Consider the following 20,559-nt stretch of genomic DNA (forward strand, 5'->3'; position numbering starts at 1 on the left):
TGATCCTGAAATGAAGGAGACTGCGATGACAAAGACAAAAACCGGCCAGGGCAGCAATCAGGCAATCTCGCGGCGTGTCTTCGTTTGCGGCCTGGCGGCTCTTGCGGGCATGGCCGGAACGACGCTCGATGCGCGGCACGCCTCCGCACAGGCCACCGGCGTCGCCCAGAAGATCGCCGATCACTTTTCGTCGGTGAAGACCATGGCGGGCGAGTTCGTACAGTTCGGACCGCGCGGCGAGCAGACGGGCGGCAAGTTCTACATCCGCCGCCCCGGGCGCATCCGCTTCAATTACGAAGCCCCCTCGCCGATGCGGGTGATCGCCGACGGCAAGTCGGTCGTCATCGGCAATATGAAGCTGAAGACTTGGGACATCTACCCGCTTTCGAAGACGCCGCTCAATCTGCTGCTGAGCGAGAGGATCGACCTGACCGGCAGGATGGTGCGCGCCGTCCGGGAGGAGTCCGATCTCATCACCATCGTGCTCGGAGACCGCTCGGTCTTCGGCGATTCGACCATCACGATGATGTTCGACCCGAAGACTTACGATCTCAGGCAGTGGACGATCACCGACCCGCAAAAGAAGGATACCTCGGTGATGATCTTCAACGTTCGCACCGGAATGGAGCTGGACGACAAGGTCTTCCGCATCCCCTATGACGAAGTGCGCAACAGAAGAGGCGGCTGAAGCGCGACGCCGGCTGCGGCGAACGAAACCGATCAAGGATAATCACAGAATTCAACGTGCTCGAGCGACCGCTGCGCGTCTGAATAGACACGCGCCGCAGGCGTTTTCATGCCTTGTCGTTTGCCGTTTGACCTCTTAGAAACGCGAACGGACTGCCGGGGCTTCCTGCCCAATTGCCGGCGCACTCATCCTTTCTACAGCGCCGCGCGTCCGATCGGACGCGCTAAGGTCGCTGTAGCACTTTGAAATGATGCATGATTTTGTCCTTAAATCGATCCCGATTTAAGGAATCATGCAGTAGGGAACGCGGAATGACCCTTTCCATCGCCACATGGAACATCAACTCCATTCGCCTGCGGATGCCGCTGGTCGAGCACTTTCTGAAGACATGGCAGCCCGACATCCTGTGCCTGCAGGAAACCAAATGCCCGAACGACCAGTTTCCGTCGTCGCCGCTGAAAAGCCTCGGCTACAAATACATCGAGATGCACGGCCAGAAGGGCTACCACGGCGTGGCGACCGTTTCGCGCCTGCCGCTGCATGAGCTTTCCGACCGCCGCGACTATTGCGGCGTCGGCGACGCCCGCCATCTCTCTGTCGTCTTTAAGGCCGGGGACAACACGATACGCCTGCACAATTTCTATGTGCCGGCCGGTGGCGACGAGCCGGACCGGACGATCAATCCGAAGTTCGGCCACAAGCTCGACTTTGTCGATGAAATGAAGCTCCTGCACGCCGAAGCCGAGGCCGGCGTCTCGTCCATCCTGGTCGGCGACCTCAACATCGCGCCGCTCGAGCACGACGTCTGGTCGCACAAGCAGCTGTTGAAGATCGTCAGCCACACCCCGATCGAGACCGAGGGCCTGATATCGGTGATGACCGGGGGTGCCTGGGTCGACCTGATGCGCCAGCACGTGCCCCCGCCCGAAAAGCTCTACACCTGGTGGAGCTATCGCGCGAAGGATTGGGAGCTGGCCGACCGCGGCCGCCGCCTCGATCACATCTGGTCCTCGGCCGATATCGCGCCGAAACTGAGCCGCGTCGACATCATCCGCGAGGCCCGCGGCTGGGATCGCCCTTCCGACCACGTGCCGGTGATCGCGCATTTCGAGCTCTGATTCGCGGTTATCCCTCCCCACAAGGGGGAGGGGCTACGCACCCGCGTCCGAGAGCGTGCTAAATTCTAACATTTTCGCGCTCATTGAACCGTAATGACATGAATTGAGCGGTGCGGCATCGGAGCCCCTCCCACCTGTGGGGAGGGGTCTTTTAAGTGGTAGGACCTCAATGATCCCGTCAGGCAAACCGCCCCGCAAGCGCCTCGGCGCGCCGGATCATCGCCAGCAGATTCTCGCGGATGCGGGCTTCGACAAGCGCCGTCACCTCCGGGTACTCTTCCAACATCCGGCGAAAAAGCGGGCGATTGATGCGGATGACTTCGCTGTCTTCGTCGGCGGTCGCCGTGAATTTGCGCTCGACCATCGAGATCAATGCCAGTTCAGAAAGGAGCGCGCCATGCTCGACGGTGGCCACATGCTGCTGTCGGCCCTCGCCGTCCGCCTTCGAAAGCGTGAAACTGCCGGCAGCAACGGCAAAGGCACAGTCGGCCGGCGCCCCTTCGCGAAAAAGCTCCTGGCCCTTCAAGACGCGGCGGCGTTCGGCGCCGAAGGCGATCAGCCTCAGCTTGTCCTCGCTGATATCGGCAAAGAGCGCCACATTGGACAAAAGCGCGATGTCGTCGTTGAGTGCCAAGGCGGCATTCTCCCTGTTCGCTTTGGGGGCGGAATGCGGAACGGAAGGCCGCTTCACACCTTTCCGCGATCCCGCTCAAGGAACAATCTTGTAGCCGCCGTTCTCTGTCACCAAAATCTCCGCATTGGAAGGGTCGCGCTCGATTTTCTGGCGGAGCCGGTAGACATGCGTCTCCAGCGTATGCGTGGTGACGCCGGAATTGTAGCCCCAGACCTCCTCGAGCAGGACATCGCGCGTGACCACTTTCTGATCGGCGCGATAGAGATAGCGGATGATCGCCGCTTCCTTCTCGGTCAGGCGGATCTTCTGGCCATTCTCCATTGTCAGCAGTTTCTGGCTCGGCTTGAACGTGTAGGGACCGACGCTGAAGGTGGCGTCCTCGCTCTGCTCGTGCTGGCGAAGCTGGGCGCGGATGCGCGCGAGCAGCACGGCAAAGCGGAAGGGCTTGGTGACGTAGTCGTTGGCGCCCGCTTCGAGCCCGAGGATGGTGTCCGAATCGGTGTCGTGCCCGGTCAGCATGACGATCGGCGCCTTGAAGCCGCCCTTGCGCAGGATCTTGACCGCTTCGCGACCATCCATGTCGGGTAGGCCGACATCCATGATCAGAAGGTCGACCTGATGTGCACGGGCCGCCTGGATCCCCTTGCCGGCGGTTGCCTCTTGCAGGAGATCGAACTCTTCATAGAGAGAAAGCTGCTCTACCAGTGTTTCGCGCAGGTCATTGTCGTCATCGACAAGGAGAATGGTACGTGTCGCCATAGGGACAATTCCTGTTTGCTTCCTGAATCAAAACTAGCTCAAATGCCGCTCTTGGCAAGCCGGCCGCCGTTGAACACCGTCATAAATGCAACCATGCCTATGGTCGTCACCTACTCGCGGACAAGGCAAAATTTTGTGAGAATAATGCGCAAGAAAACGTCGGGAGTAAGATCGCCAAAATCAACGATCGTCGTCAGAATGGCGCCGCGCGACCGCCGGCGCGCGCTTGTCAGCTTCGCCGGCAGAACGGAACAGGCGGCGATCGGCCGCAGCGGCATAACGGTAATCAAGCGCGAGGGTGACGGCGCGACGCCGCGGGCATCGATGAAGCTGATCGGCGGCTACACGCGCCGTGACCGCATCTCGTTGCCGCCGACGCGGCTGCCCATGCGTGCCACCCGCCGCGACATGCTGTGGTGCGACGATCCCGGCCACGCCTCATACAATCGCCCGGCCAAGCCCCCGCTTGCGGCAAGCCACGAGACGATGATGCGCGACGACGGCCTCTATGACGTATGCCTCGTCATGGATTGGAACATTTTCTGCAGACGGCGCAATGCCGGCTCCGCGATCTTCTTCCATCTGATTCGCCCCGGCTACGAGCCGACGCAGGGCTGCGTCGCCGTCAGCCTGCCGGCAATGAAGCGGCTGATCCGGCATATGCGCCAGGGAACGATCGTGAAGGTGGTGTAGGAACTACAGCGCCGGGCAACCAGACGGACGCGCTCGGTGTTGCATCTTGAATTGCTGCATGATTCCTTAAATCCGTCCCGATGTAAGGAATCATGCAGAGGCGATTTCCTCACCCTCCGCCGTCCAGCATGCGGGGCGTCACGAACCGAACGAGCCGGCCCTTCCCGGGCGCAATCTCCGACCATTGCTCGATGGTAAAATCCATGACGGCGAGAGCGGCCGTCGGGAACTTGTCGCGCAGGCGCGCCAACGCCACCTCGTCACCACCGCCGACGAGCAGAAGTGCAAGCTCCACCATGCCTGGATTGTGCCCGACGAGCATCAACTTCTCGACCGACGGCTCCACCTCGCGGATCACATCTATCATGGCCTTGGCTGTCACCTCGTAGATGGCGACGGCGTCGCGGGTTTCGACCTTCTGTGGCAGTTCGTTGGCGACAAGCTCCCAGGTCTCCTGCGCGCGCCGGGCGGTCGAAACGAGCGCGAGGTCCGGGATCAACTCCTGCCGTGCCATGAAAGCGCCGATTGCCGGCGCCGCTTTCCGGCCGCGGCCGGCGAGCGGACGGCGATGGTCGGCGACCCCCTCGGGCCAGGCGGATTTGCCGTGGCGCAGCAACAGGAGGCGGCGTGTCGGGGGGCTGGCGTCGTCAGGCATGGGGGCGCTCCTCATCTGTCGGCGGTTGTTCCATTCTCGCACCGTCGTGCGCAATAAAAAAGGCCGCCCCGAAGGGCGGCCTGAGATGCCGGAAAAGCTCGAACCGGCTTATTTCCACTCGCGGATATCGACGAAGTGCCCCGAAACCGCCGCAGCGGCGGCCATCGCCGGCGAAACCAGATGCGTGCGCCCCTTGAAGCCCTGACGGCCTTCGAAGTTGCGGTTCGACGTCGAGGCGCAGCGTTCGCCCGGCTTCAGCCGGTCGTCGTTCATCGCCAGGCACATGGAGCAGCCGGGCTCGCGCCAGTCGAAACCTGCTTCCTTGAAGACCTTGTCGAGTCCTTCCGCTTCCGCCTGTTCCTTGACGAGGCCGGAGCCCGGCACGATCATCGCCGAAACGGTCGCGGCAACCTTGCGGCCCTCAACGACCTTGGCGACGGCGCGCAGGTCCTCGATGCGGCCATTGGTGCAGGAACCGATGAAGACCCGGTCGATGGCGATGTCGGTGATCTTCGTGCCCGGCTTCAGGCCCATATAGTCGAGCGCACGCCATTTCGAGGCGCGCTTGGTCTCGTCCTGGATTTCATCCGGGTTCGGAACGATGCCCTGCACCGAGACCACGTCCTCCGGCGAGGAGCCCCAGGACACGATCGGCGGCAGGTTGGCGGCGTCGAGCACGACGACGCGGTCATAATGGGCGCCCTCGTCCGTGTGCAATGTCTTCCAGTATTCGAGCGCCATGTCCCAGGCCTTGCCCTTGGGCGCGCGCGGCCGGTCCTTGATATAGGCGAAGGTCGTCTCGTCCGGCGCGATCAGGCCGGCGCGGGCGCCGCCTTCGATCGTCATGTTGCAGATCGTCATGCGGCCTTCCATCGAGAGCGAACGGATGGCTTCGCCGGCAAACTCGATGACATGACCGGTGCCGCCGGCCGTGCCGATCTCGCCGATGATCGCGAGGATGATATCCTTGGCAGTGACGCCCGGCGGCAATTGGCCGTCGACGCGCACCAGCATGTTCTTCGCCTTCTTTTGGATAAGCGTCTGCGTCGCCAGAACATGTTCCACTTCCGAAGTGCCGATGCCATGCGCGAGCGCGCCGAAGGCACCGTGGGTGGAGGTGTGGCTGTCGCCGCAGACGATCGTCATGCCGGGCAGCGTGAAGCCCTGTTCGGGACCGACGATGTGGACGATGCCTTGGCGCTTGTCGTTCTCGGAATAGTATTCGACGCCGAAGTCGGCAGCATTCCTGGCGAGCGCCTCAACCTGGATGCGACTCTCCTCGTTCTTGATGCCAAGATGGCGATCGGGTGAGGTCGGGACGTTATGGTCGACGACGGCGAGCGTCTTTTCCGGCGCGCGGACCTTGCGGCCGGCCATGCGCAGGCCCTCGAAGGCTTGCGGGCTCGTCACCTCGTGAACGAGGTGACGATCGATGTAGAGAAGACAGGTGCCGTCGTCCTGGCTGTTGACCAGATGATCGTCCCAGATCTTGTCATAGAGGGTACGCGGTGCGCTCATGGCGATATGTCCATTCGATTTTCAGAATATGGGGAAATGCCGGCTGCAGACGGCCGGAAAACTGATCGAACGATCAGGATAGGCGGCTGGTGAGCGCGCCGGAAACCCGCGCGAAAAAGCGTGCCGGCAGACGCTTGTGGTCTTGCAGCACGACGATTTTCTGTTCGCGACATCCGAATTTGGATTCCATGGCCGGTGCTCATATCAATTTTTCGACGGTTCGGCAATCGAAGAGATGGGACGCAGACGATCAAGACCCCTCCCCACCTCCCCACAAGGGGGAGGGGTTACGATGCCGCGCCATCCCATTCCTGTCTTAGCGGCCCCGTGAACTCGGATGTCGGAATTTGGCACCCCGCCGGACGTGGGCACCGGAAGCCCTCCCCCTTGTGGGGAGGGGTTGGGTCTTGCCAAGAACGCAATGCCTACCGCGTCTCCGCCCGTCTCAACCGCCGCTCGAGCGCCCGGAGCGCCAACGAGAGGCCAATCGTCAGGATGAGATAGACATAGGCGACGATGGAATAGGTTTCGAAGAAGCGGAACGAGCCCGAGGCGTAGATCTTGCCCATCTGGGTGATGTCGGCGACGCCGAGCACCGAGACCAGCGAGGAATCCTTGACCATCGCCACGAAGTCGTTGCCGAGCGGCGGCAGGATGACGCGGATCGCCTGCGGGAAGACGACGAGGCGAAAGCGCTGATAGCGCGAAAGCCCGAGCGCCTTGGCCGCCTCCACCTGCCCCTTGTCGACCGACTGGATGCCGGCGCGAAAGACCTCGGCGATGAAGGCCGAATAGCCGATCATCAGGGCGATGATCGCCCGCCACATCAGCGAGATATCGCGAACGACGAGCGGCTCCATCCAGCCTGCAGAAATGAACGGCGCAGCCGCGAAATTCGCCACGACCACCAGCGCCGGCGCCCCGACGAAGGCGATGTAGAAAAGCAGCACGAGGATCGGCACGCCACGGATCACCTCCGTATAGAAGCGCGCGGTCTGGCGCAGCGCGACATGCTCGGAAAGCGCCATCAACGCCACGCCGAGGCCGAGCACCGTCGCCAGCGCAAAACCCACCAGCGTCACGAAAATGGTGACGCCAATGCCCTTGAGGACAACGCCGAAGACCTGGGAAAAGATGTCGTTGGTTGCAATGACCGCGGCGAGCAACACGGCGATCAGGAGAAGGGCGACCAGCCACCAGGGATAGTCGCCCTTTTCGGAAGTGTCGGATTTAACTGGCGCCATCATGATTCCGATAAGTTGGGGCGGGATGCCGGCGGAAAGCCGCACACTCCTCATCCCGCTCCGGCGATCAGCCGCCCATCTTGTAGTCGAGGAACCATTTCTTGTTCAGCACATCGAAGGTGCCGTCCTCCTTCAGCGCCTTGATGGCGGCATTGATCGGGGCGACGAGATCGGAGCCCTTCGGGAAAATGAAGCCAAAATCCTCGGTGCCGAGCGGCTCGCCGACGACCTTGAGCTTGCCTTCGGACGAATCGACATAGCCCTTCGCCGCCACGCTGTCGGTCAGCACGAGGTCGACGTCGCCGGCCTTGAGCGCCTGCACGGTCGCACCGAAGGTCTCGAACAGCTTGATGCGCGGGTTCTGCTCGTTGCCGTCGAGGATTTCATAGACGGCCGTGTAGAAGGGAGAGGTGCCGGGCTGGGCACCGATCAACGCATCCTCGACGGAAGCGAAGCTCTTGGCGTCGTTGAAGCGGGCTTCGTCGCCACGCACCAGCATGAACTGCTGCGAGCGCATATAGGGATCGGAGAAGTCGACCTTTTCCTTCCGGTCGTCCTTGATGGTAATTCCGGTCATGCCGATCTGGTATTGGCCGTCGGAGACCGCCTGGATCATCGCATCCCAGCTCGTGTTCTGGTACTCGACCTTGAAGTTCAGCCGCTTGGCAATCTCGTTCATCGCATCATATTCCCAGCCGACCGCCTGGCCGGTCTTGGGGTCGACGAACTGCAGCGGCGGGTAGGCATTCTCGGTCACGACGACGACCGTCTTGCCGCCGAGGTCCGGCAGATCGCTCGCGTGAGCGGGCGCGGAGAATGCGAATGGAATGGCGAGGGCTGCGGCTATACCCGCAAGCACATGGCGACGGCATGTCATTGGAGAAGCTCCCGAAAATTGTGGCGACAGAAAATGTCACAAATTCTACCGGGAAGACAAGAAGATAGATCGCTAGATCTTGGGTCGATGCGAAATCCGATTCCCTTGAGGGCCTAGCGGGACGCGGGCGTAAAACTGCTTCACACTTTTCCTGATTCCGCTACGGCAAAAAGAAAGGCGGCCCCGAGGCCGCCTTCCTGACAATTCCGAGGAATTGAAATCTTATTCGGCTGCGTTCTCCGCTGCCTTTGCTTCTTCTGCTGCCTTTGCCTCAGCGGCTTCCGCTGCAGCCTTCTCGGCGGCCAGAGCCTGGGCGGCTGCAACCTTTTCAGCCTCGATGCGTGCCTTCTCGTCGGCAACGGCCTGACGCTCGGCTTCGTTCAGCTTGCGGGCGCGCGTGCCGGTGTTTTCCACGATACGGGCCGACTTGCCGCGACGATCGCGCAGATAGTAGAGCTTGGCGCGACGAACCTTACCGCGGCGAACCACTTCGACGCTCTCGACGAGCGGAGAGTAAACCGGGAATACGCGCTCGACGCCTTCGCCGTAGGAGATCTTGCGAACGGTGAAGCTTTCGTTGAGGCCGCCGCCGGAACGGGCGATGCAGACGCCTTCATAGGCCTGGACACGGGTACGGTTGCCTTCGACAACGCGGACGTTGACGCGGACGGTGTCGCCGGCGGAGAAATCGGGAAGGGTGCGCTTTGCGGCGATCTTGGCGGCCTGTTCGGCTTCCAGCTGTTGGATGATGTTCATCGGTCTAACCTTTGCGTTCTTCTGAAACAGCCAGAGCGCTCTCGATCAGCCTGTTGGATTTCCCTTCAAGCCTTGCCGTATCCATGGCAGGAGCGGATTCGCCATTCTTTGTTGATGGTCGACGGGCAAAGAACCCGAACCGGGGCGGCACATACACCAAACAATCCGCCTTGTCATCCCCGAAAGCCGATTTTCCGGGCACTTGCCGCCTCAGAAACGGCATTTTATCAGAATTGCCTGAAATTCCAGGCTTTGGAGACAGTTTCGGCTACGGGCTTGCGGTCGATATCGCCAGCGGCTATCCCGGTGTCCACGCGGTACGGGGATGGCCATGACGATTGTTCAAGCTTTTCTGCTTTTTGTTTCGGGATTCCTCTCCGGTGTCGTCAACGCCATCGCCGGCGGCGGCACCTTTCTGACCTTCGGCGCCATGACGCTTGGCGGCCTGCCGCCGATCGTTGCCAACGCCACCTCGTCGATCATCCAGTTTCCGGGTTACATCACCTCGGCGCTTGCCTATGCAAAGGAAATCCGCGCCGACCGGCGGAACGCGATCCTGCTCGGCGTCATTTCGGCAGTCGGCGGACTGGCCGGTGCGCTGCTTCTGCTCTCGCTCTCCAATCCGTCCTTCCGTGCGATGGTACCATGGCTGCTGATCGCCGCGACCGCGATCTTCGCGGCCGGTCCGCTGCTGAAGCCCAAGGCACGCAGCGACGAACACCGAATCGGCCCGCTCGGGGTCGCCAGCCAGATGGCGACCTCCGTCTATGGCGGCTTCTTCGGCGCCGGCATGGGCATCATGATGCTGGCCGTTCTCGGCCTTGCGACCGGTGGCGGCTACCATCGGCTGAATGCGCTGAAGAACTTCATCTCGATCGTGATCGCCGCAATCGCCATCGCGGTCTTTGCCGCAGGCGGCGTCGTTTCCTGGCTGCATGCCGCCATCATGGTTCCGGGAGCGGCACTTGGCGGCTTTTCGGGCGTCTGGGCGGCGCGGCGCGTTCCGCAGGCGATCATTCGCGCACTCGTCGTCGCGGTCGGTCTGCTGCTTGCCGCCTATTATTTCTTCACCGGCTGACCGGCCGCACGGCAAGTTTTGATCCGCGCGTGATTATTCCGAAAACCGGTTCCCACATTTCGGATCACGCGCCAGCAGATCCGGCCGGCGCTCCGCCGTCAATTTTCGGGCCTCGGCCTCGCGCCATTTGGCGATGGCGCCATGGTTTCCGGAAGTCAGCACCGCCGGGATTTCCTGGCCTTCGAAGACCTGCGGCCGGGTGTAGTGCGGATGCTCCAGCAGGCCGCCCTCGAAACTTTCGTGCACGCCGGACAGTTCGTTGCCCATCACGCCCGGCAGGATGCGCACGACGGCATCGAGCAGCACGAGTGCCGCCGGCTCGCCGCCGGAAAGAATATAGTCGCCGATCGACACTTCCTCGAGATTGCGCGTATCGATGACCCGCTGGTCGACACCCTCGAAGCGGCCGCAGACGATGACGACGCCGGGGCCGGCAGCCATTTCCCGCACGCGCTCCTGCGTCAAGGGCCGGCCGCGCGGGCTCATCAGCAGCCGCGGACGTTCATCGTCGGCCGCGACTCTATCGATTGCGCGCGCCAGCACGTCGGGCTTCAGCACCATGCCGGCGCCGCCGCCGGCCGGCGTATCGTCGACGGTCCGGTGCTTGTCCTCGGCGAAATCGCGGATCTGCACGGCCTCGATCGACCACTCACCGCGTTCCAGCGCCTTGCCGGCAAGCGAGACGCCGAGGTGTCCGGGAAACATCTCCGGATAGAGCGTCAGGACCGTGGCACGAAAAGACATCGCCGAACCGCTCACTTGCTCTTTTTCGAGAACGGATTCCCGGTGCCTTCGTCCTTGTCGTCAACAAGGCCCGCCGCGATCGGGTCGACCAGTAGCTTTCCCGCCTCGAGATCGATTTCGAGCACCGACCATTCGGTGAAGGGGATCAGCACGGGCCGCCTGCCCGGTCCTTTCAGTTCCAGGAGATCGCCGGCACCGAAATCGAAGACGCCGGTCACCGAGCCATAGCTCTTGCCGGTGCCGTCCACCGCCTCCAGCCCCTCGAGATCGGCGTAGAAAAACTCGTCCTCGTCGAGATCATCGTCGGGAAGATTGTCGCGCTCGATGAAGAGCTCCAGCCCGTTCAAGGCTTCGGCCGCATTGCGGTCGTTGACACCGCGAAAGCGCACCACGACCACGTTCTTCGCCTCGCGGATTTCGAGCACCTCGAAGACGCGCCCGTCGGCGCTGTGCAAGTTGCCGTAGTCGCCGAGCGCCGTCGGATCATCCGTAAAGGATTTCACCCGCACCTCGCCGCGCAGGCCCTGGGCCGCGCCGATGGTCGCCATCAGGACTGGGTTTTCAAGCTTGCTCATGGTCTCGATCCATTTCCGGCGCGATCCGAATTCCGTGTGCACATAAAACAAAACGGGCGGCATGGAAATGCCACCCGTATGCCACACCGTTTTGACGGCGATATTATTATTCGGCGGCTGCTTCGGCAGCGGCGGCCGCAGCTTCTTCAGCGCGCTGCTTGGCTTCGGCGGCACGTTCCTGTGCCTTCTTGCCGGGCTGTGCCTTGTTCGGGTTGTTGCGGGCCGGGCGCTTGGCGAGACCAGCCTGATCGAGGAAACGCAGGACGCGGTCCGTCGGCTGTGCGCCCTGGGCGATCCAGTGGCTCACGCGCTCCGCGTTGAGCTCGACGCGCTTTTCGTCGTCCTTGGCGAGCATCGGGTTCCAGGAGCCGAGCTTTTCGAGGAAGCGGCCGTCACGCGGGCTGCGCGCATCGGCAACGACGATCTGGTAATACGGGCGCTTCTTGGAGCCGCCACGGGCGAGACGAATTTTCAGTGCCATTTCAGTTACTCCTTGCAGGCTTTCTTGACCGCTTCGTTCAAGCGGAATGGGTGGCGCCGGCGTTGCCCGCGGGCTGCGAGCGATCGGCGGCGATGGCTTCATGATGCCGGATGACTTCCTTGATGATGAAGTTCAGGAACTTCTCGGCGAAATCCGGGTCCAGATTGGCATCCTTCGCCAGACGGCGAAGGCGTTCGATCTGGTATTCCTCGCGCGCCGGATCGGCCGGCGGCAATTGATGCTTGGCCTTAAGAACGCCGACCGCCTTGGTGCAGCGGAAACGTTCGGCCAGCATGTGGACGAGCGCGGCATCGATATTGTCGATCGACTGCCGGTAGCCCGCCAATTCCTCTCTGATCTCGGGATCAACCATTCTCTGCGATCCTCACTTCTTCTTCGGCAGGCCGGGTAGACCCGGGAAACCGCCACCAAGACCCGGAAGCTTGGTGCCGCCCAAGCCTGGCAATCCACCGCCGCCAAGACCGGACAGGCCGCCGCCGGGCTTTCCGAGACCGGCGGCCTCGGCCTGCTTCTGCAGCGCCTCGAGCTGTTTCGGGTCCATCTTCGACAGATCCGGCATGCCGCCGCCCAATCCACCAAGACCCATCTTGTTGGCAAGGCCGCCCATCACTTGCTTCATCATGCCGCCTTTGCCCTTGCCGCCCATCATCTTCATCATGTCCGCCATCTGGCGGTGCATCTTCAGAAGCTTGTTGATGTCGGCAGCATCGGTGCCGGAGCCGCTAGCGATGCGCTTCTTGCGCGAATGCTTGAGGATGTCCGGATTGGCGCGCTCGGCCTTGGTCATCGAGGAGATAATGGCGAGCTGGCGCTTGAAGAGTGAATCGTCGAGACCGGCAGCGGCCATCTTGTCCTTGATGCCGGCCATGCCCGGCATCAGCCCCATGATGCCGCCCATGCCGCCCATCTTCTGCATCTGCCTGAGCTGGTCGGCGAGATCGTTCAGGTCGAACTTGCCTTTGGCCATCTTGGCGGCCATGGCCGCCGCCTTCTCGGCATCGATGTTTTCCGCCGCCTTTTCGACCAGCGAAACGATGTCGCCCATGCCAAGGATGCGGTCGGCAACGCGGCGCGGATGGAACTCCTCGAGCTCGCCCATCTTCTCGCCAACGCCGATCAGCTTGATCGGCTTGCCAGTGACGGCGCGCATCGACAGGGCAGCACCGCCGCGGCCGTCGCCGTCCATGCGGGTCAGCACCAGACCGGTGATGCCCACGCGGTCGTCGAAATTGCGTGCGAGATTGACCGCGTCCTGACCAGTCAGGGCATCGGCCACGAGCAGGATCTCATGCGGATTGGACTTCCGCTTGATTTCCGCCATCTCGATCATCAGCGGCTCGTCGATATGGGTGCGGCCGGCGGTATCGAGGATGACGACATCATGGCCGCCGAGCTTGGCTGCCTGGACGGCGCGCGCGGCGATGTCGGTCGGCGACTGGCCGGCGATGATCGGCAGCGTATCGACGCCGGTCTGGACGCCGAGCTGACGCAACTGCTCCTGCGCGGCCGGACGGCGCGTGTCGAGCGAGGCCATCAGGACCTTCTTCTTGTCCCGCGCGGTCAGCCGCTTGGCGATCTTGCCGGTGGTCGTCGTCTTGCCCGAGCCCTGAAGGCCGACCATCATGATGACAACCGGGGCCGGCGCGTTGAGATCGATCGGCACGCCCTCCGAGCCGAGCATCGCGACGAGCTCGTCGTGGACGATCTTGACGACCATCTGGCCGGGCTTGATCGATTTCAGGATTTCGGCGCCGACCGCCTTCTCGCGAACCTTTTCCGTGAAGGACCGCACCACATCGAGCGCGACGTCGGCTTCGAGCAGCGCACGGCGAACCTCCCGAAGCGCCGCGGAAACATCAGCTTCCGACAGTGCGCCGCGGCCGGTCAGTCCATTCAATATGGAACCAAGGCGGTCCTGCAGGCTCTCGAACATACTCTCATCCTTCTGGTTTCCGGTTTACCAATTGCTCAGCCGGAAACGTGGGTTCCCTCGCGCGGAAAACAAGGCGCAAAGCCAAAAACCACCCGAGGGCGCAACGCGCTGTCGGATGTTGACCTCCGGGCTCTCTTTATACCTTTGCGGGGCCCGGTCGGCGGCTTCGAAGTCATCACTTGCGAAGGAATTAGCCGCGATAAACAGGAAAGCGGGTGAAAAGTCAAGGATTGGCGGCAAATGAGCTTGGAAGCCACTTCAGGTGAGCACGGCGCCCCGCCCTTCAAGCGCCTCGGCATGCTTGCGCCATCCGGCTTTGTCGCGGCTCAATACGGCGTTTTCGAGGATTTCGACCCGATAGCCGCGGTTGAGCGCACCGTTGGCGGTGTTCTGGACGCAATGGCAACCGTCGAGCCCCGTCAGCAGCAAGGTACCGATCCTGTTTGCAGCCAGATAGCCTTCGAGCTCCGGTGAGGAGAAGCCATCGCTCAGCGATTTCACGATATCGAAATCCGGCGACAGCGGCAACGCGAGACCGAGCCCTTTCGATCCCGGGATTCCCCGCCCCTCGCCAAAAAACCAGATCATCAGCCTGATGAGCGGCGCGCGATAGACATGGCGGATGGCAATCACCGGTATCTCGGCTTGGCTCGCCTTGACGGCAGCCGTGCTGATCATGGCAAGTCGCTTCTTCAGATAGGCCTCGTCCCATCCGTATTTTCCGCCGATCGAGGTGAAGTCCTTCTGTATGTCGATGACGAGCAGCGCCAGGTTCGGCCGCATGGAAATGTCGATGCGCTCGCCGGTGGTCGGCGTATTCGCCCTCCGCAATTCATACTTCAGGCGGATGACGAAGAGGGCGCCGACAACGACGACTGCCGCCACCGCCGCGAGAACCGTAGTCATCCGCTTTCCTCCGCGCCCAACTGATGTGCCAGTTCCTCGAAAGCCGAGTCGATTCGCGCCATCACCCGGAGAGCCACCACCACCTCGGTCTGGTTGATATCGCCGAGAGCCGCATGCAGCAGTTCCAGTTCGCGCTGGTGAACGGCGTTGAACAACTCACGGCCGGCGGCGCTCGGGACACAGAAATAGGCCTTGCGATGCTCCGGATTGGGTTTTTTCTCGATCAGGGCCTTTGCAAACAGCCCCGCCGTGATGCGCTGGACAAATTGCCGCTTCATCGACAGGCGCCTTGCCGCCTCCGGCACCGTCAGCGGCTCGTTGCAAAGCACTTCGAGGATAGCCCGCTCGGCAACCGTGATCCCCGCCCCGTCGAGCATCTTCTCCACCGTCCTGTTGACGTTGAGCTGGATGGGGCGGACAAGTTTGATGGCCTTGTAGAGGCGTTCCTGTTTGTCGAATCGGACGAGCATCGGCCGATGATAGCAATCGAGTTGTCATCTTCAAGAATTTGTTAAAGACTATTGCCTGAACCCTGTGATGGGACCTCCGGTGCGCCTATCTTGTTTCATCGCAACGGCACCGAGGACGGCAATGAGGAAAGGTGTCAATCCCTATTACGCCGGCCCCGTTTCGGATCATTTCGACGGCGTTCGCTTCTTCAATCCCGGCGGCACCGCACCGCGCGGCTTCGGCGCTCTCCTGCGTTGGCAGCTTGGCGGCGGCCGGGTGCGGTGGCCTCAGCACCATGCCAGTCCGTTCCTTCAGGCGAAACCCGATCTCAACGTCGACGGTGACGGTCTCCGGGTGACTATGGTCGGACACGCGACGCTCCTGATCCAGGTCGGCGGCCTGAACATCCTGACGGATCCGGTCTGGTCGCACCGCGCGAGCCCCTTTACCTTCGCCGGTCCGCACAGGCGCAATGCACCCGGCATTCTCATGGACGACCTGCCGCCGATCGACGTCGTCCTTGTCACGCACAATCACTATGACCACCTCGATCTCGCCACGCTCATGGCATTGAACGAGGAGCACGCACCGCGCGTCGTGACACCGCTCGGCAACGACACCATCATCCGGCGTTCGGTCCCGAGCGCCGAAATATCCGTTGTCGATTGGGGTGACCGGGTCGAGGTGGAAGATGGGATCACCATCCATGCCGAGCCCTGCCACCACTGGGCGGCCCGTCGTTCCGGCGACCGGCGCATGGCGCTATGGGCCGCCTTCGTCATCGAGGCGCCGGCGGGCAAGATCTATCATGTAGGCGACACCGGCTTTCACGACGGCATCAATTACCGCGCCGCCCGCGCCAAACACGGCCCGTTCCGCCTCGCCAACCTGCCGTTCGGCTCCTACGAGCCGCGCTGGTTCATGGCGTCCCAGCACCAGAATCCGGAAGAAGCGGTCATGGGCATGATCGCCTGCGGCGCCGAACACGTCGCCGGGCACCATTGGGGCACGTTCCGATTGACCAATGAAGGGATCGAAGAGCCGCTGCGAGCCCTGGAGGCGGCACTCGACAGCGCCGGCATCGAGCGGGCGCGTTTCAGGGCGATGCGTCCCGGCGAGATCTTCGACGTTCCCGCGACCGCATCGAAGGCCGAATGAAGCCGGCACTGGTAATTTCCGGGCTTTTCCGCCATATACAGCGCAAATGAAGGACGCCTCCCCGAAGTGGAGGCGAGTTTGGATAATCGCGACATGGCCGACAGCGTGCAATTTGCCAGGATGAACGGGCTTGGGAACAAGATCCTGGTTGTCGACATGCGCGGCCGGAAGGATCGCGTCACGCCTCATGCTGCGGTCGCGCTCAATGCCGATCCGGCGACCGAGTTCGACCAGATCATGGCGATCCACGATCCGAAGGCCGCCGGCACCGATGCCTGGATCGACATCATCAACTCGGACGGATCGATGGCGCAGGCCTGCGGCAATGGCACCCGTTGCGTCGTGCAGGCGCTCGCCGCCGAAACCGGCAAGAAGGCCTTCCTCTTCCATACCGTTGCGGGCCTGCTCGAAGCGAAGGAGCATGAGGACGGGGCGATCTCGGTCGACATGGGACGCCCACGCTTCGGCTGGGACGAGATTCCGCTCGCCGAGGAATTTCATGACACGCGTCGGATCGAATTGCAGATCGGGCCGATCGACGCTCCGGTCCTGCACTCACCTTCCGTCGCCTCGATGGGCAATCCGCATGCGATCTTCTGGGTCGAGAACGACGTCTCGTCCTACGAGCTCGATCGCTTCGGGCCGCTCCTTGAAAATCATCCGATCTTCCCGGAGCGCGCCAATATCTCGATCGCCCGCGTCCGTTCGCGCGACGAGATGGATCTCAGGACCTGGGAGCGTGGCGCAGGGCTGACGCTTGCCTGCGGCTCGGCAGCTTGTGCCGCCGCCGTCAGCGGCGCAAGAACTGGCCGCACGGAGCGGACGGTAACCGTGAACGTTCCTGGCGGGCCCCTCCTCATCGAATGGCGCGAGAAGGACGACCACGTGATCATGACGGGGCCGGCCGAGTGGGAATGGTCGGGCACGCTTGATCCCGCCACCGGCGCCTTTCAGCGCGATCGTGCAGCGGCTGGCGAAAGCGGAGCGCGGGCGCTTTGAGCGGCGTCGAGGTCATAACCTTCGGCTGCCGCCTCAATACCTATGAATCGGAAGTGATGCGGGCCGAGGCCGAGAAGGCGGGACTGAACAACGCCATACTCGTCAACACCTGCGCGGTCACCGCCGAGGCCGTGCGCCAGGCACGCCAGGCGATCCGCCGTGCCCGCCGCGACAACCCGCACGCCCGCATCATCGTCACCGGCTGCGCCGCCCAGACCGAGAAGGAAACCTTTGCCGAAATGGCCGAGGTGGATGCGGTCCTCGGCAACGAAGAGAAGCTCAAGAGCACGTCCTATCGCTCGCTGCCGGATTTCGGCGTTTCGGCAGAGGAGAAGCTGCGCGTCAACGATATCATGAGCGTGCGCGCCACCGCGCCGCAGATGGTCAAACACATCGACGGCCACGTCCGGGCCTTCATCCAGGTGCAGAACGGCTGCGACCACCGCTGCACCTTCTGCATCATCCCCTATGGCCGCGGCAATTCCCGCTCCGTGCCGATGGGCGCCGTCGTCGATCAGGCCCGCCGGCTCGTCGAAAGCGGATATCGCGAGATTGTGCTGACCGGCGTCGATGCGACGAGCTATGGCGCCGATCTCCCCGGAACGCCGACACTCGGTCTGCTTGCCAAGACGCTGTTGAAGCAGGTGCCGGAAATCCTGCGCCTGCGCCTCTCGTCAATCGACAGCATCGAGGCGGACCGGCATCTCCTTGACCTCATCGCCGACGAGCCGCGCTTCATGCCGCATCTGCATCTTTCGCTCCAGCACGGCGACGACATGATCCTGAAGCGGATGAAGCGGCGCCATTCGAGCGCCGACGCCCGCGCCTTCTGCAACGAGGTACGCGGTTTGAGGCCCGAGATCAGCTTCGGCGCCGACATGATCGCCGGCTTTCCGACCGAAACCGATGCGATGTTCGCAAATGCCGCGCGCCTTGCGGAGGACTGCGGCATCGCCCATCTCCACGTCTTTCCCTATAGCCCGCGCCCCGGCACGGCGGCCGCGCGCATGCCGCAGCTCGACCGTGCGCTCGTCAAGGAGCGCGCCGCCCGCCTGCGCGCCAAAGGGGCGGAACTCCACGCCGCCCATCTCGATCGCATGATCGGCAGCAAGCAGACAATTCTGGTCGAGATGAACGGGCTGGCGCACACCGAAAACTTCACACTCGTCGATGCGGCCGGCCTCGAGCCGCGGTCGCTCGTTGCTGTCACAATTACCGGCCACAATGGCAAGCATCTGACGATGCAACAAAAACAGATGGCTGCGGCCTGAAATCCGAGAATTCTCATGGCGATTGGTTTCATCAAAAAGATCTTCTCCTTTGGCAAAGGCGCCGTAGAGGAGAAACCCGCGCCGCCGCAGGAGGCGCCGGAAGCGGCACCGGACGCGGTCTCCAGCGGGGCTGCGACGACCCCCTCTGTCCCTTCGGGACATCTTCCCCACGAGGGGGGAGAGGGGGTGGAGCCCAAGGCGACCGCCGAGAAGCAGGCCCGCGCTGGAGAGGCCGCAGGTGGTGTGGACGATATTGCCGCATCGCCCGACACAAGCGCCGATGACGCCAATACGAAAGGCGGGAATGCCGACGCAAGCCTCGATATAGCCGCGTATGAAGACATTGCCGTGCACGAAACTGTCCCGGTGGAGGACGAGAGCGCGCCTCCCCCAATCTCCCCGCTTGTGGGGGAGATGCCCGGCAGGGCAGAGGGGGGTGCGTCCCCATCTGATCACGCCGAGACGCGCGAAGGTGAAAGGGCCAAGGCCGCCACACCCCCCTCTGTCCCTTCGGGACATCTCCCCCACAAGAGGGGAGATCAGGCGGAGACCGAGGTAACCGCAGAGGACGAACAGACCCGCGCTGCGGAGAAAGCGGCCGGTGTGAACGATATCGCCGCTTCGCCCGACACAAGCGCAGAAGACACCGATACGAGAGGCGAGAACGCCGAGGCAAGCCCCGACTTCGCCGCCCATGAAGACGCAGCCGCGGACGAAACCGTTCCGGTGAAAGACGAGCGCGCGCCTCCTCCAATCTCCCCGCCTGTGGGGGAGATGCCCGGCAGGGCAGAGGGGGGTGAGGCCGCTTCCGGATACGCCGAGAAGCAAGAGGAAGAGGCTCGAGCGGCGACACCTCCCTCTGTCCCTTCGGGGCATCTCCCCCACAAGCGGGAAGATCAAATCGCAACGGCATCAAGCCTCCCCAAAGGCTTTGCCACCGCCGACAAGCGTCCGAAGGAAGCAGCGCCCGCCCCTCAGCCGAAGCTTCCCTGGTACCAGCGCCTGCGCCGCGGTCTTGCGCGCTCCTCGTCCCACCTGAAGGGCCAGATCACCAGCCTCTTCACCAAGAGGAAGCTCGACGAGGCGACGCTGCAGGATCTCGAAGACCTGCTGATCCAGGCCGATCTCGGCGTCGAGACGGCAATGCGCATCACCGATACGCTCGCCTCCGAGCGCTATGGCAAGGACGTCTCCGGCGAGGACGTGTCGCGCATCATGGCCGGCGAGATCACGAAGGTGCTGGCACCGGTGGCCAAGCCGCTCGAACTCGATCTCAGCCACAAGCCGCATGTGATCCTCGTCGTCGGAGTCAACGGCACCGGCAAGACCACGACGATCGGCAAGCTTGCCGCCAAGCTTTCCGGCGCGGGCCTGAAAGTGATGCTTGCGGCCGGCGACACGTTCCGCGCCGCAGCGATCGAGCAATTGAAGATCTGGGCCGATCGGACGAAATCCGACATCGTGTCCTCGAAGCTCGGCGCCGACGCAGCCGGCCTAGCCTATGAGGCGTTCCAGCTCGCGCGCGAGAAGAAGTCGGACGTGCTGATCATCGACACGGCCGGGCGGCTGCAGAACAAGGCCGAGCTGATGGCGGAGCTCGAAAAGATCGTCCGCGTCCTCGGCAAGCTCGACCCGGACGCGCCGCATACGGTCCTGCAGACGCTGGACGCGACGACCGGGCAGAATGCCCTCCAGCAGGTCGAGATCTTCCGCAACGTCGCGGGCGTCAGCGGCCTGATCATGACCAAGCTCGACGGCACGGCGCGCGGCGGCATTCTCGTCGCGATCTCCGCCAAGCATAAGCTGCCGGTCTATTTCATCGGTGTCGGCGAGGGCGTCGACGATCTCGAACCCTTCGAGGCAAAGGATTTCGCCGATGCGATCGCCGGCGTTGCCGCCTGATGGCGACAGCAGACAATGGTTCGAAGGACGTTTGGACACCGCCCGCCTCGTTGATATGGTTTTGCCGCAATGCTGGTGTTATGAGCAGCCGGATGGGGC

General features: G+C 62.8%; 23 protein-coding genes. 9 read left to right on the top strand and 14 right to left on the bottom strand.

Annotation, left to right across the window (positions count from 1 at the left end; genetic code table 11):
• The first annotated feature begins 25 nt into the window (after positions 1-25).
• Together QA637_RS15990 and QA637_RS15995 are read left to right on the top strand one after the other, a co-directional pair.
• Positions 26-688: an outer membrane lipoprotein carrier protein LolA gene (locus QA637_RS15990; RefSeq protein ID WP_153436760.1), complete on the top strand. Its 663-nt coding sequence runs from the start codon at positions 26-28 to the stop codon at positions 686-688.
• Positions 689-999: 311 nt separating this feature from the next.
• Positions 1,000-1,806 (top strand): exodeoxyribonuclease III, encoded by an 807-nt coding sequence (locus QA637_RS15995; protein ID WP_153436761.1) that lies wholly within the window; start codon positions 1,000-1,002, stop codon positions 1,804-1,806.
• Positions 1,807-1,984: 178 nt separating this feature from the next.
• Here the strand turns inward: QA637_RS15995 and QA637_RS16000 are convergent, their stop codons facing one another.
• The gene (locus QA637_RS16000) at positions 1,985-2,440 is read right to left on the bottom strand and encodes a cyclic nucleotide-binding domain-containing protein (protein ID WP_153436762.1); all 456 of its coding nucleotides are present in this window, start codon (positions 2,438-2,440) and stop codon (positions 1,985-1,987) included.
• A gap of 75 nt (positions 2,441-2,515) precedes the next feature.
• Positions 2,516-3,199, bottom strand: coding sequence for a response regulator transcription factor (locus QA637_RS16005; RefSeq protein WP_153436763.1), 684 nt, complete (start codon positions 3,197-3,199; stop codon positions 2,516-2,518).
• Positions 3,200-3,343: 144 nt separating this feature from the next.
• On the opposite strand from QA637_RS16005, the gene QA637_RS16010 reads away from it, so the two are divergent.
• Positions 3,344-3,892 carry a L,D-transpeptidase family protein gene (locus QA637_RS16010; RefSeq protein WP_153436764.1) on the top strand — a complete coding sequence of 183 codons (549 nt, stop codon included), beginning with the start codon at positions 3,344-3,346 and terminating at the stop codon, positions 3,890-3,892.
• A 109-nt stretch (positions 3,893-4,001) separates the two neighbouring features.
• On the opposite strand, the gene QA637_RS16015 is transcribed toward QA637_RS16010, so the two are convergent.
• The 5 genes from QA637_RS16015 to rplS form a co-directional block, all read right to left on the bottom strand.
• Complete coding sequence (locus QA637_RS16015) at positions 4,002-4,547, bottom strand: SixA phosphatase family protein (protein WP_283062297.1); 546 nt, start codon at positions 4,545-4,547, stop codon at positions 4,002-4,004.
• Between the two features lie 108 nt (positions 4,548-4,655).
• A complete protein-coding gene (gene leuC / locus QA637_RS16020) occupies positions 4,656-6,065 on the bottom strand; it encodes a 3-isopropylmalate dehydratase large subunit (protein WP_153436766.1) in 1,410 nt (469 codons plus the stop codon).
• Positions 6,066-6,490: 425 nt separating this feature from the next.
• Positions 6,491-7,309 (bottom strand): amino acid ABC transporter permease, encoded by an 819-nt coding sequence (locus QA637_RS16025; protein WP_153436767.1) that lies wholly within the window; start codon positions 7,307-7,309, stop codon positions 6,491-6,493.
• 67 nt (positions 7,310-7,376) lie between these two features.
• A complete protein-coding gene (locus QA637_RS16030) occupies positions 7,377-8,186 on the bottom strand; it encodes a basic amino acid ABC transporter substrate-binding protein (protein WP_153436768.1) in 810 nt (269 codons plus the stop codon).
• Positions 8,187-8,408: 222 nt separating this feature from the next.
• Positions 8,409-8,942: a 50S ribosomal protein L19 gene (gene rplS / locus QA637_RS16035; protein WP_136505385.1), complete on the bottom strand. Its 534-nt coding sequence runs from the start codon at positions 8,940-8,942 to the stop codon at positions 8,409-8,411.
• 11 nt (positions 8,943-8,953) lie between these two features.
• Here rplS and QA637_RS16040 point away from each other — a divergent pair, with 11 nt between their 5' ends.
• Positions 8,954-9,277 (top strand): hypothetical protein, encoded by a 324-nt coding sequence (locus QA637_RS16040; RefSeq protein ID WP_153436769.1) that lies wholly within the window; start codon positions 8,954-8,956, stop codon positions 9,275-9,277.
• Positions 9,274-10,020: a sulfite exporter TauE/SafE family protein gene (locus QA637_RS16045; RefSeq protein ID WP_153436770.1), complete on the top strand. Its 747-nt coding sequence runs from the start codon at positions 9,274-9,276 to the stop codon at positions 10,018-10,020. The genes QA637_RS16040 and QA637_RS16045 overlap by 4 nt, the downstream gene beginning before the upstream one ends.
• Positions 10,021-10,053: 33 nt before the next feature.
• Here QA637_RS16045 and trmD read toward each other — a convergent pair whose 3' ends face one another.
• The 7 genes from trmD to QA637_RS16080 all read right to left on the bottom strand — a co-directional run bounded on the left by trmD (position 10,054) and on the right by QA637_RS16080 (position 15,150).
• Positions 10,054-10,764, bottom strand: a complete 711-nt coding sequence (trmD, locus tag QA637_RS16050; protein WP_153436771.1) for a tRNA (guanosine(37)-N1)-methyltransferase TrmD — start codon at positions 10,762-10,764, stop codon at positions 10,054-10,056.
• A gap of 11 nt (positions 10,765-10,775) precedes the next feature.
• A complete protein-coding gene (gene rimM, locus QA637_RS16055) occupies positions 10,776-11,339 on the bottom strand; it encodes a ribosome maturation factor RimM (RefSeq protein WP_153436772.1) in 564 nt (187 codons plus the stop codon).
• Between the two features lie 106 nt (positions 11,340-11,445).
• Positions 11,446-11,820 (bottom strand): 30S ribosomal protein S16, encoded by a 375-nt coding sequence (gene rpsP / locus QA637_RS16060; RefSeq protein WP_153436773.1) that lies wholly within the window; start codon positions 11,818-11,820, stop codon positions 11,446-11,448.
• Between the two features lie 37 nt (positions 11,821-11,857).
• The gene (locus QA637_RS16065; protein WP_153436774.1) at positions 11,858-12,193 is read right to left on the bottom strand and encodes a chorismate mutase; all 336 of its coding nucleotides are present in this window, start codon (positions 12,191-12,193) and stop codon (positions 11,858-11,860) included.
• A gap of 12 nt (positions 12,194-12,205) precedes the next feature.
• On the bottom strand, positions 12,206-13,774 hold the full coding sequence (gene ffh / locus QA637_RS16070) for a signal recognition particle protein (RefSeq protein WP_153436775.1): 1,569 nt from the start codon (positions 13,772-13,774) through the stop codon (positions 12,206-12,208).
• A gap of 258 nt (positions 13,775-14,032) precedes the next feature.
• Positions 14,033-14,680 carry a cysteine hydrolase family protein gene (locus QA637_RS16075; protein WP_153436776.1) on the bottom strand — a complete coding sequence of 216 codons (648 nt, stop codon included), beginning with the start codon at positions 14,678-14,680 and terminating at the stop codon, positions 14,033-14,035.
• Positions 14,677-15,150, bottom strand: a complete 474-nt coding sequence (locus QA637_RS16080) for a MarR family winged helix-turn-helix transcriptional regulator (protein ID WP_283062303.1) — start codon at positions 15,148-15,150, stop codon at positions 14,677-14,679. The genes QA637_RS16075 and QA637_RS16080 overlap by 4 nt, the downstream gene beginning before the upstream one ends.
• Positions 15,151-15,271: 121 nt before the next feature.
• Here QA637_RS16080 and QA637_RS16085 point away from each other — a divergent pair, with 121 nt between their 5' ends.
• The 4 genes from QA637_RS16085 (at position 15,272) to ftsY (ending at position 20,460) form a co-directional block, all read left to right on the top strand.
• The gene (locus tag QA637_RS16085) at positions 15,272-16,288 is read left to right on the top strand and encodes an MBL fold metallo-hydrolase (protein WP_283062305.1); all 1,017 of its coding nucleotides are present in this window, start codon (positions 15,272-15,274) and stop codon (positions 16,286-16,288) included.
• A gap of 93 nt (positions 16,289-16,381) precedes the next feature.
• Positions 16,382-17,287 (top strand): diaminopimelate epimerase, encoded by a 906-nt coding sequence (dapF, locus tag QA637_RS16090; RefSeq protein ID WP_184108657.1) that lies wholly within the window; start codon positions 16,382-16,384, stop codon positions 17,285-17,287.
• Positions 17,284-18,558 (top strand): tRNA (N(6)-L-threonylcarbamoyladenosine(37)-C(2))-methylthiotransferase MtaB, encoded by a 1,275-nt coding sequence (gene mtaB / locus QA637_RS16095; RefSeq protein WP_153436780.1) that lies wholly within the window; start codon positions 17,284-17,286, stop codon positions 18,556-18,558. The genes dapF and mtaB overlap by 4 nt, the downstream gene beginning before the upstream one ends.
• Positions 18,559-18,972: 414 nt before the next feature.
• A complete protein-coding gene (gene ftsY / locus QA637_RS16100; protein ID WP_428843134.1) occupies positions 18,973-20,460 on the top strand; it encodes a signal recognition particle-docking protein FtsY in 1,488 nt (495 codons plus the stop codon).
• Positions 20,461-20,559: the final 99 nt, after the last annotated feature.

The organism is Sinorhizobium terangae (assembly GCF_029714365.1).
GTDB lineage: Bacteria > Pseudomonadota > Alphaproteobacteria > Rhizobiales > Rhizobiaceae > Sinorhizobium > Sinorhizobium terangae.

Excerpts from the sequence above, each read along its gene's own strand:
- QA637_RS15990 (WP_153436760.1), top strand. The coding sequence starts at position 26 with ATGACAAAGACAAAAACCGGCCAGGGCAGCAATCAGGCAATCTCGCGG.
- QA637_RS15995 (WP_153436761.1), top strand. The coding sequence starts at position 1,000 with ATGACCCTTTCCATCGCCACATGGAACATCAACTCCATTCGCCTGCGG.
- QA637_RS16005 (WP_153436763.1), bottom strand. The coding sequence starts at position 3,199 with ATGGCGACACGTACCATTCTCCTTGTCGATGACGACAATGACCTGCGC.
- QA637_RS16010 (WP_153436764.1), top strand. The coding sequence starts at position 3,344 with ATGCGCAAGAAAACGTCGGGAGTAAGATCGCCAAAATCAACGATCGTC.
- QA637_RS16015 (WP_283062297.1), bottom strand. The coding sequence starts at position 4,547 with ATGCCTGACGACGCCAGCCCCCCGACACGCCGCCTCCTGTTGCTGCGC.
- leuC (WP_153436766.1), bottom strand. The coding sequence starts at position 6,065 with ATGAGCGCACCGCGTACCCTCTATGACAAGATCTGGGACGATCATCTG.
- QA637_RS16025 (WP_153436767.1), bottom strand. The coding sequence starts at position 7,309 with ATGGCGCCAGTTAAATCCGACACTTCCGAAAAGGGCGACTATCCCTGG.
- QA637_RS16030 (WP_153436768.1), bottom strand. The coding sequence starts at position 8,186 with ATGACATGCCGTCGCCATGTGCTTGCGGGTATAGCCGCAGCCCTCGCC.
- rplS (WP_136505385.1), bottom strand. The coding sequence starts at position 8,942 with ATGAACATCATCCAACAGCTGGAAGCCGAACAGGCCGCCAAGATCGCC.
- QA637_RS16045 (WP_153436770.1), top strand. The coding sequence starts at position 9,274 with ATGACGATTGTTCAAGCTTTTCTGCTTTTTGTTTCGGGATTCCTCTCC.
- trmD (WP_153436771.1), bottom strand. The coding sequence starts at position 10,764 with ATGTCTTTTCGTGCCACGGTCCTGACGCTCTATCCGGAGATGTTTCCC.
- rimM (WP_153436772.1), bottom strand. The coding sequence starts at position 11,339 with ATGAGCAAGCTTGAAAACCCAGTCCTGATGGCGACCATCGGCGCGGCC.
- rpsP (WP_153436773.1), bottom strand. The coding sequence starts at position 11,820 with ATGGCACTGAAAATTCGTCTCGCCCGTGGCGGCTCCAAGAAGCGCCCG.
- QA637_RS16065 (WP_153436774.1), bottom strand. The coding sequence starts at position 12,193 with ATGGTTGATCCCGAGATCAGAGAGGAATTGGCGGGCTACCGGCAGTCG.
- ffh (WP_153436775.1), bottom strand. The coding sequence starts at position 13,774 with ATGTTCGAGAGCCTGCAGGACCGCCTTGGTTCCATATTGAATGGACTG.
- QA637_RS16075 (WP_153436776.1), bottom strand. The coding sequence starts at position 14,680 with ATGACTACGGTTCTCGCGGCGGTGGCGGCAGTCGTCGTTGTCGGCGCC.
- QA637_RS16080 (WP_283062303.1), bottom strand. The coding sequence starts at position 15,150 with ATGCTCGTCCGATTCGACAAACAGGAACGCCTCTACAAGGCCATCAAA.
- QA637_RS16085 (WP_283062305.1), top strand. The coding sequence starts at position 15,272 with ATGAGGAAAGGTGTCAATCCCTATTACGCCGGCCCCGTTTCGGATCAT.
- dapF (WP_184108657.1), top strand. The coding sequence starts at position 16,382 with ATGGCCGACAGCGTGCAATTTGCCAGGATGAACGGGCTTGGGAACAAG.
- ftsY (WP_428843134.1), top strand. The coding sequence starts at position 18,973 with ATGCCCGGCAGGGCAGAGGGGGGTGCGTCCCCATCTGATCACGCCGAG.